Raw genomic sequence first — 15,213 nt, forward strand, 5'->3', positions numbered from 1 at the left:
CCACCACCGGCTAGCAAACCGCTTACATATCCATTACAATGCGCGCGCCATATAAGGCCGCGATTGCAGAATAATATAACGAAATATAGACCCCTACACTGATCTGCATTCGACGAATTTTCTATTTACACCAACAACGTGAAATAAAGGATCTGGTCAATGACCCACGAGCACTACTTGCAAGCGTGGCAGGAGAGCCAGGAGCTCGCCGAAGCCATGCAGCCCTTGATTGGTCGCCTCTACCGACAACAAGGGGTCGAGATCACCCTCTACGGCCGCCCGCTGCAAAACGCCTCCACCATCGATATCCTCAAGGCCCACCGGGTCGTCCGCCGCCACCAGGGCGCGCCCCTCCCCATCCAGCAAAGCTTCCCCCTGCTTCAGGCCATCGTGGCCCTCAAACCCACCTCCGCCGAGGTTGACCTTGGCAAGCTGGCAGTCGGCTACTGGCAGGATCATCAGGATGAAGCGGGGATCGAGGACTATATGCAAGCGCGACTGGCACCGGCCCTTGGCCGCAACCAGATGCCGCAACCGACCGACGTGGTGCTCTACGGCTTTGGCCGTATCGGCCGCCTGCTAGCCCGCCTGCTGATCGAGCGCACCGGCGCTGCCAATCCGCTGCGTCTGCGCGCCATCGTGGTACGCGGTGGTCGCAACGGGGATCTGGAGAAACGCGCCAGCCTGCTGCGCCGCGACTCGGTGCACGGCCCCTTCAACGGCTCCATCGAGGTGGATGTGGAGCGCAGCGCCATCATCGCCAACGGCACCTTCATTCAGGTGATCTACGCCAATAGCCCGGCCGACATCGACTACACCGCCTACGGCATTCACGATGCGCTGATCGTCGACAACACCGGCGTCTGGCGTGACGAGGCAGGCCTCTCCGAGCACCTGAAAGCGCGCGGTGCCGGCAAGGTGTTGCTGACCGCCCCCGGCAAAGGGGAGATGAAGAACGTGGTGTTCGGGGTCAACCATGAGGTGATAGGCCCGGATGACAGGATCATCTCCGCCGCCTCCTGCACCACCAATGCCATCACTCCGGTACTCAAGGTGATGCAGGAGCGTTACGGCATTCGCCACGGCCACGTGGAGACGGTCCACTCCTACACCAACGATCAGAACCTCATCGACAACTACCACAAAGGCGAGCGCCGCGGTCGCAGCGCGGCCCTCAATATGGTGATGACCAGCACCGGCGCCGCCAAGGCGGTGGCCAAGGCGCTGCCGGAACTCAAGGGCAAGCTGACCGGCAACGCCATCCGGGTGCCGACCCCCAATGTCTCGCTGGCCATCATCAACCTGTCGCTGGAGCAGGCCACCGATCGGGAGAGCCTCAACGCCTATCTGCAGCAGATGGCGCTAAGCTCGGCCCTCCATCGCCAGATCGACTTCAGCGCCAGTACCGAGCTGGTCTCCTCCGACATGGTGGGTTCCCGCTATGCGGGCATCGTCGACTCCCAGGCGACCATCGCCGAGGGGGATCACTGTGTGCTCTACGTATGGTATGACAACGAGTTCGGGTACAGTTGTCAGGTAGTGCGGGTGATGGAGCAGATGGCTGGCGTAGTCCGCCAGGATCTGCCGGCATAGACCGATAGAGTCTACCTGCATGACCCGTCAGATCCCGCAGTTTATGGCTCAATAGTTCAAGGAGAAGGCCGGATGTCGTTTCAACAGGGTGAGTTTTTGCAAGCAATCAGGCAGATGCCCGAAGAGGTGTACGAGCGGCTCAAGACCGCAGTCGAGCTGGGCAAGTGGCCCGATGGCAAGCCCCTCACCGACGAGCAGAAGGCCACCTCCCTGCAAGCCGTGATGGCCTGGCAGGCGATGCACCTCGACAACCCGGAGCACATGAACATCGGCCGCGACGGCGAGATCGTGATGAAGAGCAAGAGCGAGCTCAAGCGCCAGTATCGCGATGAGGAAGAGATAGTGCGGGTCGACCTCAACCACTGAACCTGACCCGGCAGGCCGTTCGCGGCGGCCACAACAGAGACGGGAGCCATGATGGCTCCCCTCTTTTTTCCTAACTTATCACCCCTCGTCACCGGTGCAATGCGCTGCGCTTATTGCCCCCGACCGCGAGGGTTATCAGGGAGTCAGCTCCCCACGCAGGGACTGCTGCATCAACTCGCGAATTCTGTGGGAGGGCAAGTCCTGACTCAGCAGGAAGTGGAGCTTGGTGAGCGCCGCTTCGGCGGTCATGTCAAAGCCCGAGATCACCCCGGCCCGCGACAGGGCATTGCCGGTGGCATAGCCCCCCATATTGACCTTGCCGTGCAGGCACTGGCTCAGGTTGACGATGATGACGCCGCGGGCCGAAGCCTCGGAGAGCAGCGCCAGCATGGCCGGGTTTTGCGGCGCATTGCCGACCCCGAATGACAGCAGGATCAGCGCCTTCACCGGCTGTTGCAGGATGTTGGCGATCACCTCGCTGGAGATCCCCGGATAGAGGGTCACCACGCCGATGGGCTGGGGGGTGATGTCGTGCAGCACCAGCGGCCGCTCGGAGGGCACGCCCAGCTCGCCCGCCTCCAGGGAGATGGCGATCCCGGCATTGAGCAGCGGCGGATAGTTGGGGGAGTCGAAGGCGTGGAAGCCGTCTGCATGCACCTTCTTGCTGCGGTTGCCGCGATAGAGCTGGTTGTTGAAAAAGAGCGTCACCTCGTGGATCGGGTAGTTGGCCGCGATATAGAGGGCGTTGAGCAGATTCTGCTGACCGTCGGAGCGCAACTCGGCCAGCGGGATCTGGGAGCCGGTGATGATGACCGGCTTGTGCAGATCTTCCAGCATGAAGGAGAGCGCCGAGGCGGTGAACGACATGGTGTCGGTGCCGTGCAGGATCACGAAACCATCGTATTTCTCGTAGTTGTCGCGAATATCCTCGGCGATGCGCTGCCAATCCGCCGGGGTCATGTCGGAGGAGTCGATGAGGGGCGCATATTCGTGGATATGGTAATCCGGCATCTCGGGGCGGTGGAACTCGGGCATCCGCGCCAGACAGTCTTCCATAAAGCCCGCCATCGGCACGTAGCCGTGATCGGAACGCTGCATCCCAATGGTGCCGCCTGTGTAGGCAATGTAGATAGACTTCTTCACACCCTCTCCTCTTGATGAAGTGAACACCGCCGGAACATGAACCATGTCGGGGTGAACCACAATGTCAACGCCCGCCAGCGCCTCTGCGTGCAGCGGAAACCGGCGAATTATAGAGACTGGCGCCCCAAATGACAGCCGTTCCATGCACCCTTTTCGGCTTTTCTGCCCTCTACCTACATAGTGTTAAATGTCACAATAAACCACTAAAACGAGCATTAATACGACAAAGATGGAATTAAACGATGCTTTTTGCTACAATCCGCCGGATTTTACTAAAATCTCATCTGGATGCCTGAGCATTTCAGGCCCGCACAAGCCCCATCTTTCCTGGGGCGGGGAGATGTTTCCCCTTCTTTGTTGGCGCATGAGCCACACTGTTTTCATCCCGGCTGAATCTGTAAGTCTTTTGCTATGAAAGACACAGCCAATCAACATGGGAGTACTGAATGTTACAACTTGATTCCTACGCAACGCTGGTCGCTGCCACTCTGGTATTGCTGCTTGGCCGGGTGTTGGTTACCCGAGTCGGGCTGCTGCGTACCTTCAACATCCCCAAACCGGTAGCCGGCGGCCTGGTGGTCGCGCTGGTACTGCTGCTGCTGCGCTCCACCCTGCAGATGGAGCTGCAATTCGATACCAGCCTGCAAACCCCGCTGATGCTGGCCTTCTTCGCCTCCATCGGTCTCTCCGCCGATCTCGCCAGCCTGAAACGCGGCGGCAAGGCGGTGGTTACCTTCCTAATGGTGGTCACCGGCCTGCTGCTGGTGCAGAACAGTCTGGGTGTCGGTCTGGCGACCCTGCTCGGTCTGGATCCCCATATGGGGCTGCTGGCCGGCTCCATCACTCTCTCCGGCGGCCACGGCACCGGGGCGGCCTGGAGTGCCACCTTCTCCGAGAAATACGGCGTGCAATCCGCTGCCGAACTCGCCATCGCCTGCGCCACCTTCGGTCTGGTGCTGGGCGGCCTGATCGGTGGCCCGGTCGCCCGCTATCTGGTGAAGAAAGTGCAAGTGCCCGGTGAGGAGCACAATCAGGATGAGGCCCCCCAGGGCTTCGAAATGCCAGATATGGAGCGCCCCCTCACCACTTTCAGCGTTATCGAAACGCTGGCATTGATAGCCATCAGCCTCAAGGGTGGCGAGCTGCTCTCCGCCTCGCTCAAAGGGGGCGCCTTCGAGCTGCCGATCTTTGTCTGCGTGCTGTTTGTCGGCGTGCTGTTGCGCAACGTCCTGACCCTGCTGAACTGGCATGAGGTGAGCGATCGCGAGGTCTCCCTGCTGGGCAACGTCAGCCTGTCGCTGTTCCTCGCCATGGCACTGATGAGCCTGAAATTGTGGGATCTGGCCAGCCTGGCCCTGCCCATCTTCATTCTGCTGGCCGCCCAGACCGTGGCAATGGCGCTCTACGCCATCTTCGTCACCTTCCGGGTCATGGGCAGCAACTATGATGCAGCCGTGCTGGCGGCAGGTCACTGCGGCTTTGGCCTCGGGGCCACCCCGACCGCCATCGCCAACATGCAGGCCATCACCCAGCGCTTCGGTCCCTCCCACCTGGCGTTTCTGGTGGTGCCCATGGTGGGCGCCTTCTTTATCGACATCATCAACGCCATGGTGATCAAGCTGTTTATGGCGATGCCATTCCTGTAATTCTCTTTCCGTCAGACGTATATGATCAGAGCCCACCTTTCGGTGGGCTCTTTGTTTGTTATCGACTCGCCAGGTGACGCAGGCAGAGCCGGGGCTCGTATCCGCCACCAGGGTGACCCGCGAGCAACCTAGACAGCCCGAAATCACCAAGCCCGCACTCCCCCCGAACAACAAAAAGCCCCGCACTCGACAGAGGGCGGGGCTTGTTTATCTCAGCCGGAACAGGCCGGGACGTGCACTTTACAGGATAAAGGTCGACACCTGCTGGTTCAGGTCAGCAGCACGCCCTTTGAGGCTGTGGGCCTGATCCAGATCGCGCATGGCGGCGGCGGTGATCTCGTCACTCACATCCTTGATGGCGGTGGTGTTCTGGGTGATCTCGCCGGTCACCTGAGTCTGCTCCTCGGCGGCAGTGGCGATCTGACCCGCCATGTCGGAGATGAGGGAGATGGCGCTGGTGATCTCTTCCAGCGCACGCACCGCCTGATCGGCATCCTGCACGCTGTTGTCCGCCAGCCCCTGACTGGTCTGCATCAGGCTCACCGCGCGGGCAGTGGTCTGTTGCAGGGTCTCGATGGTGGACTGGATCTGCTGGGTGGAGTCCTGAGTACGGCGCGACAGCACCCGCACCTCATCAGCCACCACCGCAAAACCACGACCCTGCTCACCGGCGCGGGCCGCTTCAATGGCTGCGTTCAGCGCCAGCAGGTTGGTCTGCTCGGCAATCCCCTGAATGGTGGAAAGGATACTGGTGATCGCCTGCGCGTGGCGGCTCAGCTCGCCGATCACCTCGGTCGCCTGCCCCACCTCTTCGGCCAGACCATTGATGGACTGGCGGGTCTTGTTGACCAGCATCTTGCCCTGCTCACTGCTCTGGGCAGATTGCTGGGCAGCGGCGGCGGTGTTCTCGGCGTTACCGGCGATCTCCATGGTGGCGCTCGCCATCTCGGTGACCGCAGTGGCGACCATGGTCACCTCCTGCTGCTGACGCTGCAGCTCGTCCACCGCAGCCTGGTTGGTCACCAGACTGCGCTCGGCATCGGCGTTCAACTCGTTGGCCAGCTGGCGGATATTGCCGATCAGCTGATGCTGACTACCGACGAAACGGTTGAAGCTGTTGGCCAGTTGGCCCACTTCGTCGTTGGCGTCGATCTTGATGCGCTGGGTCAGATCGCCATTACCATCGGCAATACGAGCCAGTGCCTGGGAGACCTTCGTGAGCGGGCCAAGCAGCATGCTGACCAGCCAGGAGATAGCGAGGATGCTCCCCACCAGCACCAGCAGCGCCATGCCCAGCTGGGTCATCAGCAGGGAGGAGAGCGGCGCTTCCAGCGCGGCCTTGTCCAGCACCAGCACCAGCTCCCAATCCGTGTCGGGGATATCAGCCGCCCACAGCAGCTTGTCGCGACCTTCGCTGTCGAAGTAGGCCGGAACCAGATCCTTGCTCGACTTGCTCTGCTCGATCAGCGCATTGGTCAGATCGTTGTCGATCTCGGTGGCCGGTTTCATCGCCTTGGCGGCATCCTTGTAGGCGATGATGGTGCCATCCTTGTGCATCATGATGGCGAAACCATCGGCAGGCAGCTGCATCTTGGTCACGTCTTCCACCAGCGAGGCGATGGAGAGGTCACCACCGACTACCCCGCCAGAAACCGGCTGGGCCAGGGTCACCACCATGATGTTGTAGGCCACGTCGAGATAGGGCTTGGTGACAATCAGGCCACCTTTGCTCATCGCCTCCTGATACCAGCCACGAGAGCGCGGGTCGTAGCCATCGCGGTTGATGGAGGGATCGGAGTCATTCATCTTGCCGCTGCTCTCACCGAAATAGGTGAGCTGGAAACGGCCGGAGACTTGTGCCTGTTGCAAGGCATTGAGGGGGTCGGCACCGGCCTTGCTGCCGAGCGCCTGGATCACGTCGCGACGGGCTGCGAGCCAGTCGCTGACACGCTCGGCCTGCTGGGTACCCAGCCGTTGCAACTGCTCCTGGCTGCCTTGCAGCAACAGGGACTTCTGGCTGCTATAGCTCTGCCAGGAGAGCAACAAAATCACCAACGAAAGGGCGATCACCACTGACAACAGTATCTTCTGCTTGAGTGACAGGTTTTTCATCATGTGTTCTTCTTATTGAGGTGAGGAGCGGGTTTTTCCCTAAATTGCACAACACTACACGTAGTCATTAGCGACCCGAATGGCCAAAACTGAACCTGAAAATGGGTCGGCGGGCGATATTTTCTACCGAGGTGGAGAAAAGTGCACCAGAAATTGACGGCATGAGCCGCACAAGCCAAGGCAACCCTGTTTATTCCTTCCACAATTGGCTAGAATATCCCGTTTTTAAATCACATCGACCCTGAGAGTTTTCACGATGTTCGAAGTTAATCCCGTATTAAATAAACTTAAGGAGCTGTCTGAGCGGACCGAGCTTCTTAGGGGGTACCTTTGACTATGACGCCAAGAAAGAGCGTCTAGAAGAGGTCAACGCCGAGCTGGAACAGCCGGACGTATGGAATGAACCCGAGCGCGCACAGGCGCTGGGCAAAGAGCGCGTCGCGCTGGAAAACGTGGTCGGCACCATCGACACCCTGACCCAGGGCGTGGATGACGTCGAGATGCTGGTGAGCCTGGCCGTGGAAGGGGAAGACGAAGAGACCTTCAACGAAGCCATCGCCGAATCCGAACAGCTGGAAGCCAAGCTGGTGGATCTCGAATTCCGCCGCATGTTCTCCGGTCAGCACGACGGCTCCGACTGCTATATCGATATTCAATCCGGCTCCGGTGGTACCGAAGCACAGGATTGGGCCAACATGGTACTGCGCATGTACCTGCGCTGGGGCGATGCCCACGGCTACAAGCCCGAGCTGATTGAATGCTCCGAAGGCGACGTGGCCGGCATCAAGTCCGCAACAATCAAGTTCACCGGCGAATATGCGTTCGGCTGGCTGCGTACCGAAACCGGCGTACACCGTCTGGTTCGCAAGTCCCCGTTCGATTCCGGTGGCCGTCGTCACACCTCCTTCTGTTCTGTGTTCGTCTACCCCGAGATCGACGACGATATCGATATCGAGATCAACCCGGCGGATCTGCGGATCGACGTCTACCGCGCCTCCGGTGCCGGTGGTCAGCACGTTAACCGAACCGAATCCGCGGTGCGTATTACCCACGTTCCGACCGGTGTCGTGGTACAGTGCCAGAACGACCGTTCCCAGCACAAAAACAAAGACCAGTGTATGAAGCAGCTGAAAGCCAAGCTCTACGAGCTGGAAATTCAGAAGCAGAACGCTGAGAAACAAGCCCTGGAAGAGACCAAGTCTGATATCGGTTGGGGCAGCCAGATCCGTTCCTATGTGCTGGATGACTCCCGTATCAAGGATCTGCGCACCGGCGTCGAAACCCGTAATACCCAATCGGTGCTCGACGGTGACTTGGACAAGTTTATCGAAGCCAGCCTGAAATCAGGTCTGTAAACAAGCAGGAATCACCATGTCTGAACAAACCATCACTCCGGAAGTCGACCAAACTCTCGAACTCAACAACGAGATGACCGAGCGTCGTTCCAAGCTGGCCGCCCTGCGCGCCCAGGGTAATCCTTTCCCCAACGACTTCCGTCGCGACAGCCTCTCTGGCGATCTGCACGCAGAGTTCGACGACAAAAGCGCCGAGGAGCTGACGAGCCTGGGTAAACGGGTGAAGATTGCCGGTCGCATCATGACCCGCCGGATCATGGGCAAGGCTTCTTTCGCCACCCTGCAGGACATGGCCGGCAAGATCCAGGTCTACGTCACCCGTGACGACCTGCCGGAAGGTTTCTACAACGAGCAGTTCAAGAAGTGGGATCTGGGCGACATCGTGGGTGTCGAAGGTACCCTGTTCAAGACCCAGACCGGTGAGCTCTCCGTTCACGTTTCCGATATCCGCCTGCTGACCAAGGCGCTGCGTCCGCTGCCCGAGAAGCACAAAGGCCTGACCGACCAGGAAGCTCGCTGCCGCCAGCGCTACCTGGATCTGATCGCCAACGAAGAGTCCCGCAAGACCTTCATGATCCGCACCCAGGTGGTTGCCGGTATCCGCAAGTTCTTCAACGAAAAGCGCTTCATGGAAGTGGAAACCCCGATGATGCAAGTCATCCCGGGTGGTGCCTCCGCGCGTCCGTTCGTCACTCACCACAATGCGCTGGACATCGACATGTACCTGCGTATCGCTCCGGAGCTCTATCTGAAGCGTCTGGTGGTCGGTGGTTTCGAGCGTGTCTACGAGATCAACCGCAACTTCCGTAACGAAGGTATCTCGGTTCGTCACAACCCCGAGTTCACCATGATCGAGTTCTACATGGCCTACGCCGACTACATCGATCTGATGGACCTGACCGAAGAGCTGCTGCGCACCTTGGCACAGGACATTCTGGGCGACACCAAGATCCGTTACGCCAAAGAGGGCGAAGAGGGTCTGACCATCGATTTCGGTCAGCCGTTCCAGCGCCTCACCATGGTCGAGTCCATCCTGAAGTTCAACCCGGATGTAACTCTGGACGATCTGGCTACACTCGAGAGCGCCAAGGCCGTTGCCAAGCGTCTGCACATCGAGCTGATGAAGGGTTGGGAGCTGGGCCACGTGATCACCGCGATCTTCGAAGAGACCGTGGAGCACATGCTGCTGCAACCGACCTTTATCACCGAGTACCCGGCTGCCGTTTCTCCGCTGGCTCGTCGCAACGACGTGAATCCGGACGTAACCGACCGCTTCGAATTCTTCATCGGTGGCCGCGAGCTGGCCAACGGCTTCTCCGAGCTGAACGATGCAGAAGATCAGGCCAAGCGCTTCCAGGATCAGGTTGATCAGAAAGAAGCAGGCGACGACGAAGCCATGTTCTACGACGCCGACTTCGTCACCGCACTGGAACACGGCCTGCCGCCGACTGCCGGTCAGGGTATCGGTATCGACCGTCTGGTCATGCTGTTCACCAACAGCCACACCATCCGTGACGTCATTCTGTTCCCGGCCTTGCGTCCGCAGAAGTAAGGCCCACAGAAGTCAGCTACATCCCTTGGGTCAATCCCGAGCGTGATAGCCCATAAAAACGCCCCGCGACTGCGGGGTGTTTTTTTATAATGCTCACAACAATTGACGAATGCTTACCGCTTATGAGGCTGGCGGTAGCAGCCAATCTCCCTGCCACAAGGTGACGGCCTGACCGGCCATCAGTACCCGCGCCTCCTGCAGTTCAAGCCGCAACTCACCACCACGGGCCGAAATCTGACGGGCCCGCAGTTGCCGTTTACCAAGCCGTTCGGCCCAAAAGGGCGCCAGAGCGCAGTGGTTGGAACCAGTAACCGGATCCTCATCGACGCCCACCCAAGGGGCGAAATAGCGGGAAACAAAGTCATGGTTCGGGCCGTTTGAGGGTGCCGTAACTATCACCCCCCGTCCCGGCAAAGCACGCAGAGCATGAAAATCTGGCAAAAGCGCACGGATCTCCTCTTCACTTGCCAGCTCCAGCAAGAACTTGGCCCCGACCGCCAAGGTCTGTCGTGGCTGGCAACCAAGCACGGCAGCATAGGCGGGATCCAGCGTCAGTGGCGTCAACGCGATACGCGGAAAATCAAGCCAAATCCACTCCCCTTCGCGCCGGGCCAGCAGCTCACCACTACGGGTCTCGAAGTGGATAGTCTCGTGTGCAGCTACCGCCCCTGTATGCCACAACACATGAGCAGCCGCCAAGGTGCCATGACCGCAGAGATCAACCTCGACTTTCGGCGTAAACCAGCGCAACTGATAATGGGCCCTGCCAAGTTGCACCAGAAAGGCCGTCTCGGAGAGATTGAACTCGGCCGCCATCGCCAACTGGCTGGCATCAGGCAGGGCTGCTCCCAATACGACCACCGCGGGATTGCCACCAAGGGGCTGCTGACTGAACGCATTGACATGAAACAATCGGATATTCGACATGGCACTTCCTGTGTTATCAAGTGGCTCTCATTTAACGCTCTTTATACCACGCCCCTCTTTTGCTGCGGGAACAGGCGTACCTCTGCCCCTTTAATGCATTAATAGAATAAAGAAGATATTTTTATTCTTTGTTGTTAGCCAACACGCCCTTTAATCTGGCCAAAAATCAGACCATGGAAGACGCGTGTGATGCAATTGAAGGATTCCCCATTCAACCTCTCCCCCCTCTCTGACGAGCAGCAACGTCAGCTGGGTCAGGTAATCTCGACCCTCAATACCCAGCAACTGGCCTGGGTGAGCGGATATCTCTACGGCCTCTCCCAGAGCGGTCACCAGAACGTTGCTGCCAGCGCCGCCGTGGCTGCGCCCAGCGGCAGCCTGACCATTCTCTACGGCTCCCAGACAGGCAACGCCAAAGGGGTCGCCACTGCCATCAAGGCGCAGGCCGAGGCCCGCGGTCTACCGGTCACCCTAGCGTCGATGACCGACTATAAACCCAAGCAGCTCAAGAAAGAGAGCCATCTGCTGGTGGTAGTGAGCACTTACGGGGAGGGTGAACCGCCGGAGAACGCCGTCGATCTGTTCGAGCAGCTTAAAAAAGGCAAGCTTGGCAAGCTGGACGGCCTCAAGTTCGCGGTGCTGGGGCTGGGTGACAGCTCCTACGAATTTTTCTGCCAGACCGGCAAAGATTTTGATAACTTCCTCGCCACCGCAGGGGCCGAGCGCATTTATGAGCTCGCCAGCCTCGATGTGGATTATCAGGATGCCGCCAAGGCGTGGGGCGAGCAGGCACTCAATGCCATTGCTGCGACCCTCTCTACCGGTGTGGCCAGCAGCTGCGTGGCAAGTGCGGTGCAGCAGGCGGTTGGCCACAGCCAATACAGCAAGGAGAACCCCTTCCCTGCCCACCTGTCGGTCAATCAGAAGATCACCGGCCGGGATTCCACCAAGGATATCCGCCATATCGAGATCAATCTGGCCGACTCCGGCATCACCTATCAACCGGGTGATGCCCTCGGCATCTGGTTCGACAATGACGCCGAACTGGTGGGCGAAGTGCTGGCCCTGACCGGCCTCTCTGGCGATGAAGCCACGGCCCACGGCTCCTTGCGCGCAGCCCTGACCAGTCACTTCGAACTGACCCGGCTGCACGGCAGCTTTATCACAGGGCTCGCTGACATATCGGATAATGCGGCGCTGAAAGATCTGGCTGGCGACAAGGCCCAGGTCAATGCACTGGTCGCCTCTGCCCAGGTGGTGGATGTGCTGAAACGCTTCCCGACCGCCCTCACGGCCGAGCAGCTGATCGGGTTGCTGCGCCCCCTCACCCCGCGCCTATACTCCATCGCCTCCGCCCAGAGCGAAGTGGAAGAGGAGGTGCACCTGACCGTCGGCGTGGTGCGCTACCGCCAAGAAGATGGCACAGTGCGCAGCGGCGCCGCCTCCTCCTATCTGGCGGATCGGCTGATTGAGGATGGCGAGGTGCGGGTATTCGTGGAGCACAACGACAACTTCCGCCTGCCTGCCAACCCAGATACCCCCGTCATCATGGTGGGTCCGGGCACCGGCATCGCCCCGTTCCGTGCCTTTATGCAGGAGCGGGAAGCCCAAGGTGCCGAGGGCAAGAACTGGCTCTTCTTCGGCAACCCCCACTTTACCCAGGATTTCCTCTATCAGGTGGAGTGGCAGCGTTATGTGAAATCGGGGCTGCTGTCGAAGATCTCCCTAGCCTTCAGCCGGGATCAGGCCAACAAGATCTATGTGCAGGACCGTCTGCGTGAAGCGGGCCAGGAGCTCTACCAGTGGCTGGAAGCAGGCGCTCACTTCTATGTGTGTGGTGACGCCAACAAGATGGCCAAGGATGTGCAGGAGGCCCTGCTGGATGTAATTGCCGAACACGGCCACAAGAGCCGTGAGGAAGCAGAAGAGTATTTGAGCGAATTGCGTCGTGCCAAACGTTATCAAAGGGATGTCTATTGATGAGCAAACAACCTATTTCTCACCCAAAAGCGGGACCGGTCGAAGGGCCGCTGGCCGACAACGAGCGCCTCAAGCGTGAGAGCAACTTCCTGCGTGGCACCATTGAGCAAGATCTGCAGGATCCACTCACCGGCGGCTTCAACGGCGACAACTTCCAGCTGATCCGCTTTCACGGCATGTACCAGCAGGATGACCGCGACATCCGCCCGGAGCGCGCCGCCCAGAAGCTGGAACCGCTGCACAACGTCATGCTGCGTGCCCGCCTGCCGGGTGGGATCATCACCCCGGCCCAGTGGCAGATCATCGACAAATTTGCCGAAGAGCACAGCCTCTACGGCAGCATCCGCCTGACCACCCGTCAGACCTTCCAGTTCCACGGGGTATTGAAACGCGACATCAAGCTGATGCACCAGATCCTCAACAGCACCGGCATCGATTCCATCGCCACCGCCGGCGATGTGAACCGCAACGTGCTCTGCACCAGCAACCCGGTGGAGTCCGAGCTGCATCAGGAGGCCTACGAGTGGGCCAAGAAGATCTCCGAGCACCTGCTGCCCAAGACCCGCGCCTACGTGGAGATCTGGCTGGACGGTGAAAAGCTCGGGGGCGATGAGGAGCCGATCCTGGGTTCCAACTACCTGCCGCGCAAATTCAAGACGACCGTGGTGATCCCGCCTCACAATGACGTGGATATCCACGCCAACGATCTCAACTTCGTGGCGATTGCCGAACATGGCAAGCTGGTAGGCTTTAACGTGCTGGTGGGCGGCGGGCTGGCCATGACCCACGGCGACACCAGCACCTACCCGCGCAAGGCGAGCGACTTTGGCTTTATTCCGCTCTCCCACGTGCTGGAGGTGGCGGCCGCCGTGGTCAGCACCCAGCGCGACTGGGGCAACCGGGTCAACCGCAAGAACGCCAAGACCAAGTACACCCTGGAGCGCGTTGGCGTCGAGGCTTTCAAGGCAGAGGTCGAGAGCCGCGCCGGCATCCAGTTCGGGCCGGTTCGTCCCTATGAGTTCACCAGCCGTGGCGATCGCTTCGGTTGGGTCGAGGGGATCGACGGCAAGCATCACCTCACCCTGTTTATCGAGAATGGCCGCCTGCTGGACTTCCCGGGCAAGCCGCTCAAAACCGGCATGCTGGAGATCGCCAAGGTGCATCAGGGGGATTTTCGCCTGACCGCCAACCAGAACCTGATCATCGCAGGGGTGCCTGCCAGCGAGAAAGCCCGCATCGAAGAGCTGGCGCGCCAGTACGGCCTGCTGGATGACGGCGTGAGCGAGCAGCGCAAGCAGTCCATGGCTTGTGTGGCACTGCCTACCTGCCCGCTAGCGATGGCCGAGGCGGAGCGCATGCTGCCAGCGTTTGTCACCGACATCGAGGGCTTGCTCACCAAGCATGGGCTAGCCGATGACGCCATCGTCTTCCGGGTCACCGGCTGCCCCAACGGCTGCGGCCGCGCCATGCTGGCGGAAGTAGGTCTGGTGGGCAAGGCACCCGGCCGCTACAACCTGCATCTGGGGGGCAATCTGGAAGGCACTCGCATTCCGCGCCTCTATCAGGAGAACATCACCGAGCCGCAGATCCTGGCCGAACTGGACGCGTTGATCGGCCGCTGGGCCACCGAGCGAAATCAGGGTGAGTGCTTCGGCGACTTCGTGATCCGGGTTGGGGTAATTGCCCCCGTTATCGATTCTGCGAGGGACTTCTATGCCGCTTAATCTGCCGCTTAATGTCACTGAAGATGGCCGCCTTGACCTGCAGGCGCTGCTGGCCCTCGGCCGTGAGGAGCAAGTCGAGGCACTCGCGCCCCTCAACCAGGAGCTGGATACCATGAGTGCCCCCGAGCGGGTGCGCTGGGCCCTGGCCAATCTGCCGGGGGAGCATGTGCTCTCCTCCAGTTTCGGTATTCAGGCGGCGCTGATGCTCCATCTGGTGAGCCGCGAGCGGGCCGACGTGCCAGTAGTGCTGACCGATACCGGTTATCTCTTCCCCGAGACCTACCGTTTCATCGACGAGCTGACCGGGCGCCTCGCGCTCAACCTGAAGATCTACCGGGCCGAGCTCAGCCCTGCCTGGCAAGAGGCTCGCTTCGGTCTCCTATGGGAGCAGGGGGTGGAGGGGATCACCCGCTACAACCAGCTCAACAAGGTGGAGCCGATGGACCGCGCCCTGCGTGAACTGGGGGCCCAGACCTGGTTCTCCGGCCTGCGCCGGGAGCAGTCCGGCAGCCGTGGCAAGCTGCCGGTGCTGGGCATCCAGCGCGGCCGCTTCAAGTTCCTGCCGGTGATCGACTGGAGCAACAAGGATGTCTTCTACTACTTCAAGGAGTTCGACCTCCCCTACCACCCGCTGTGGGAGCAGGGTTACCTGTCGGTGGGCGATATCCACACCACCGCCAAGTGGGAGCCGGGCATGAGCGAGGAGCAGACCCGCTTCTTCGGCCTCAAGCGCGAGTGCGGCCTGCACGAGGAAAATGGCGAGAACGACGGCTCAGGCATCTGAGCCAAGCTGTCCACCCGCACGGCTTTCATAA

The 15,213-nt window shown here is 60.1% G+C and carries 11 protein-coding genes; 8 read left to right on the forward strand and 3 right to left on the reverse strand.

Annotation, left to right across the window (positions count from 1 at the left end):
* The first annotated feature begins 159 nt into the window (after positions 1-159).
* Both G5179_RS06120 and G5179_RS06125 read left to right on the forward strand, forming a co-directional pair.
* Positions 160-1,593: a glyceraldehyde-3-phosphate dehydrogenase gene (locus G5179_RS06120; protein ID WP_421258052.1), complete on the forward strand. Its 1,434-nt coding sequence runs from the start codon at positions 160-162 to the stop codon at positions 1,591-1,593.
* Positions 1,594-1,665: 72 nt separating this feature from the next.
* Positions 1,666-1,959: a YeaC family protein gene (locus G5179_RS06125; RefSeq protein ID WP_005335194.1), complete on the forward strand. Its 294-nt coding sequence runs from the start codon at positions 1,666-1,668 to the stop codon at positions 1,957-1,959.
* Between the two features lie 135 nt (positions 1,960-2,094).
* Here the strand turns inward: G5179_RS06125 and ansA are convergent, their stop codons facing one another.
* Positions 2,095-3,102 (reverse strand): asparaginase, encoded by a 1,008-nt coding sequence (ansA, locus tag G5179_RS06130; protein ID WP_005335195.1) that lies wholly within the window; start codon positions 3,100-3,102, stop codon positions 2,095-2,097.
* Between the two features lie 446 nt (positions 3,103-3,548).
* Here ansA and gltS point away from each other — a divergent pair, with 446 nt between their 5' ends.
* Entirely contained in the window at positions 3,549-4,748 is a 1,200-nt protein-coding gene (gene gltS, locus G5179_RS06135; RefSeq protein ID WP_108614086.1) for a sodium/glutamate symporter, read from the forward strand.
* A 240-nt stretch (positions 4,749-4,988) separates the two neighbouring features.
* Here gltS and G5179_RS06140 read toward each other — a convergent pair whose 3' ends face one another.
* Positions 4,989-6,860, reverse strand: a complete 1,872-nt coding sequence (locus tag G5179_RS06140; protein ID WP_421258071.1) for a methyl-accepting chemotaxis protein — start codon at positions 6,858-6,860, stop codon at positions 4,989-4,991.
* 256 nt (positions 6,861-7,116) lie between these two features.
* Between G5179_RS06140 and prfB the strand changes: the two genes are divergently transcribed.
* Positions 7,117-8,215 (forward strand): peptide chain release factor 2 gene (gene prfB, locus G5179_RS06145; RefSeq protein ID WP_100645262.1). Its coding sequence is split into 2 segments (ribosomal slippage): positions 7,117-7,191 and positions 7,193-8,215, totalling 1,098 coding nucleotides; the frame shifts between segments, so codons are not numbered across the junction.
* 16 nt (positions 8,216-8,231) lie between these two features.
* Positions 8,232-9,767: a lysine--tRNA ligase gene (gene lysS / locus G5179_RS06150; protein ID WP_005335201.1), complete on the forward strand. Its 1,536-nt coding sequence runs from the start codon at positions 8,232-8,234 to the stop codon at positions 9,765-9,767.
* 120 nt (positions 9,768-9,887) lie between these two features.
* On the opposite strand, the gene G5179_RS06155 is transcribed toward lysS, so the two are convergent.
* Positions 9,888-10,694: a PhzF family phenazine biosynthesis protein gene (locus G5179_RS06155; RefSeq protein WP_421258053.1), complete on the reverse strand. Its 807-nt coding sequence runs from the start codon at positions 10,692-10,694 to the stop codon at positions 9,888-9,890.
* A 189-nt stretch (positions 10,695-10,883) separates the two neighbouring features.
* On the opposite strand from G5179_RS06155, the gene G5179_RS06160 reads away from it, so the two are divergent.
* The 3 genes from G5179_RS06160 to G5179_RS06170 are packed head-to-tail and all read left to right on the forward strand — an operon-like array spanning position 10,884 to position 15,182.
* Positions 10,884-12,674, forward strand: a complete 1,791-nt coding sequence (locus tag G5179_RS06160) for an assimilatory sulfite reductase (NADPH) flavoprotein subunit (RefSeq protein WP_421258054.1) — start codon at positions 10,884-10,886, stop codon at positions 12,672-12,674.
* Positions 12,674-14,398 carry an assimilatory sulfite reductase (NADPH) hemoprotein subunit gene (cysI, locus tag G5179_RS06165; RefSeq protein ID WP_421258055.1) on the forward strand — a complete coding sequence of 575 codons (1,725 nt, stop codon included), beginning with the start codon at positions 12,674-12,676 and terminating at the stop codon, positions 14,396-14,398. The genes G5179_RS06160 and cysI overlap by 1 nt, the downstream gene beginning before the upstream one ends.
* Entirely contained in the window at positions 14,388-15,182 is a 795-nt protein-coding gene (locus G5179_RS06170; RefSeq protein ID WP_421258056.1) for a phosphoadenylyl-sulfate reductase, read from the forward strand. The genes cysI and G5179_RS06170 overlap by 11 nt, the downstream gene beginning before the upstream one ends.
* The last annotated feature ends 31 nt before the right edge of the window (positions 15,183-15,213 follow it).

The organism is Aeromonas sp. 600886, assembly GCF_049174935.1.
Taxonomy (GTDB): Bacteria; Pseudomonadota; Gammaproteobacteria; order Enterobacterales; family Aeromonadaceae; genus Aeromonas; species Aeromonas veronii_A.

Excerpts from the sequence above, each read along its gene's own strand:
- G5179_RS06120 (WP_421258052.1), top strand. The coding sequence starts at position 160 with ATGACCCACGAGCACTACTTGCAAGCGTGGCAGGAGAGCCAGGAGCTC.
- G5179_RS06125 (WP_005335194.1), top strand. The coding sequence starts at position 1,666 with ATGTCGTTTCAACAGGGTGAGTTTTTGCAAGCAATCAGGCAGATGCCC.
- gltS (WP_108614086.1), top strand. The coding sequence starts at position 3,549 with ATGTTACAACTTGATTCCTACGCAACGCTGGTCGCTGCCACTCTGGTA.
- G5179_RS06140 (WP_421258071.1), bottom strand. The coding sequence starts at position 6,860 with ATGAAAAACCTGTCACTCAAGCAGAAGATACTGTTGTCAGTGGTGATC.
- lysS (WP_005335201.1), top strand. The coding sequence starts at position 8,232 with ATGTCTGAACAAACCATCACTCCGGAAGTCGACCAAACTCTCGAACTC.
- G5179_RS06155 (WP_421258053.1), bottom strand. The coding sequence starts at position 10,694 with ATGTCGAATATCCGATTGTTTCATGTCAATGCGTTCAGTCAGCAGCCC.
- G5179_RS06160 (WP_421258054.1), top strand. The coding sequence starts at position 10,884 with ATGCAATTGAAGGATTCCCCATTCAACCTCTCCCCCCTCTCTGACGAG.
- cysI (WP_421258055.1), top strand. The coding sequence starts at position 12,674 with ATGAGCAAACAACCTATTTCTCACCCAAAAGCGGGACCGGTCGAAGGG.
- G5179_RS06170 (WP_421258056.1), top strand. The coding sequence starts at position 14,388 with ATGCCGCTTAATCTGCCGCTTAATGTCACTGAAGATGGCCGCCTTGAC.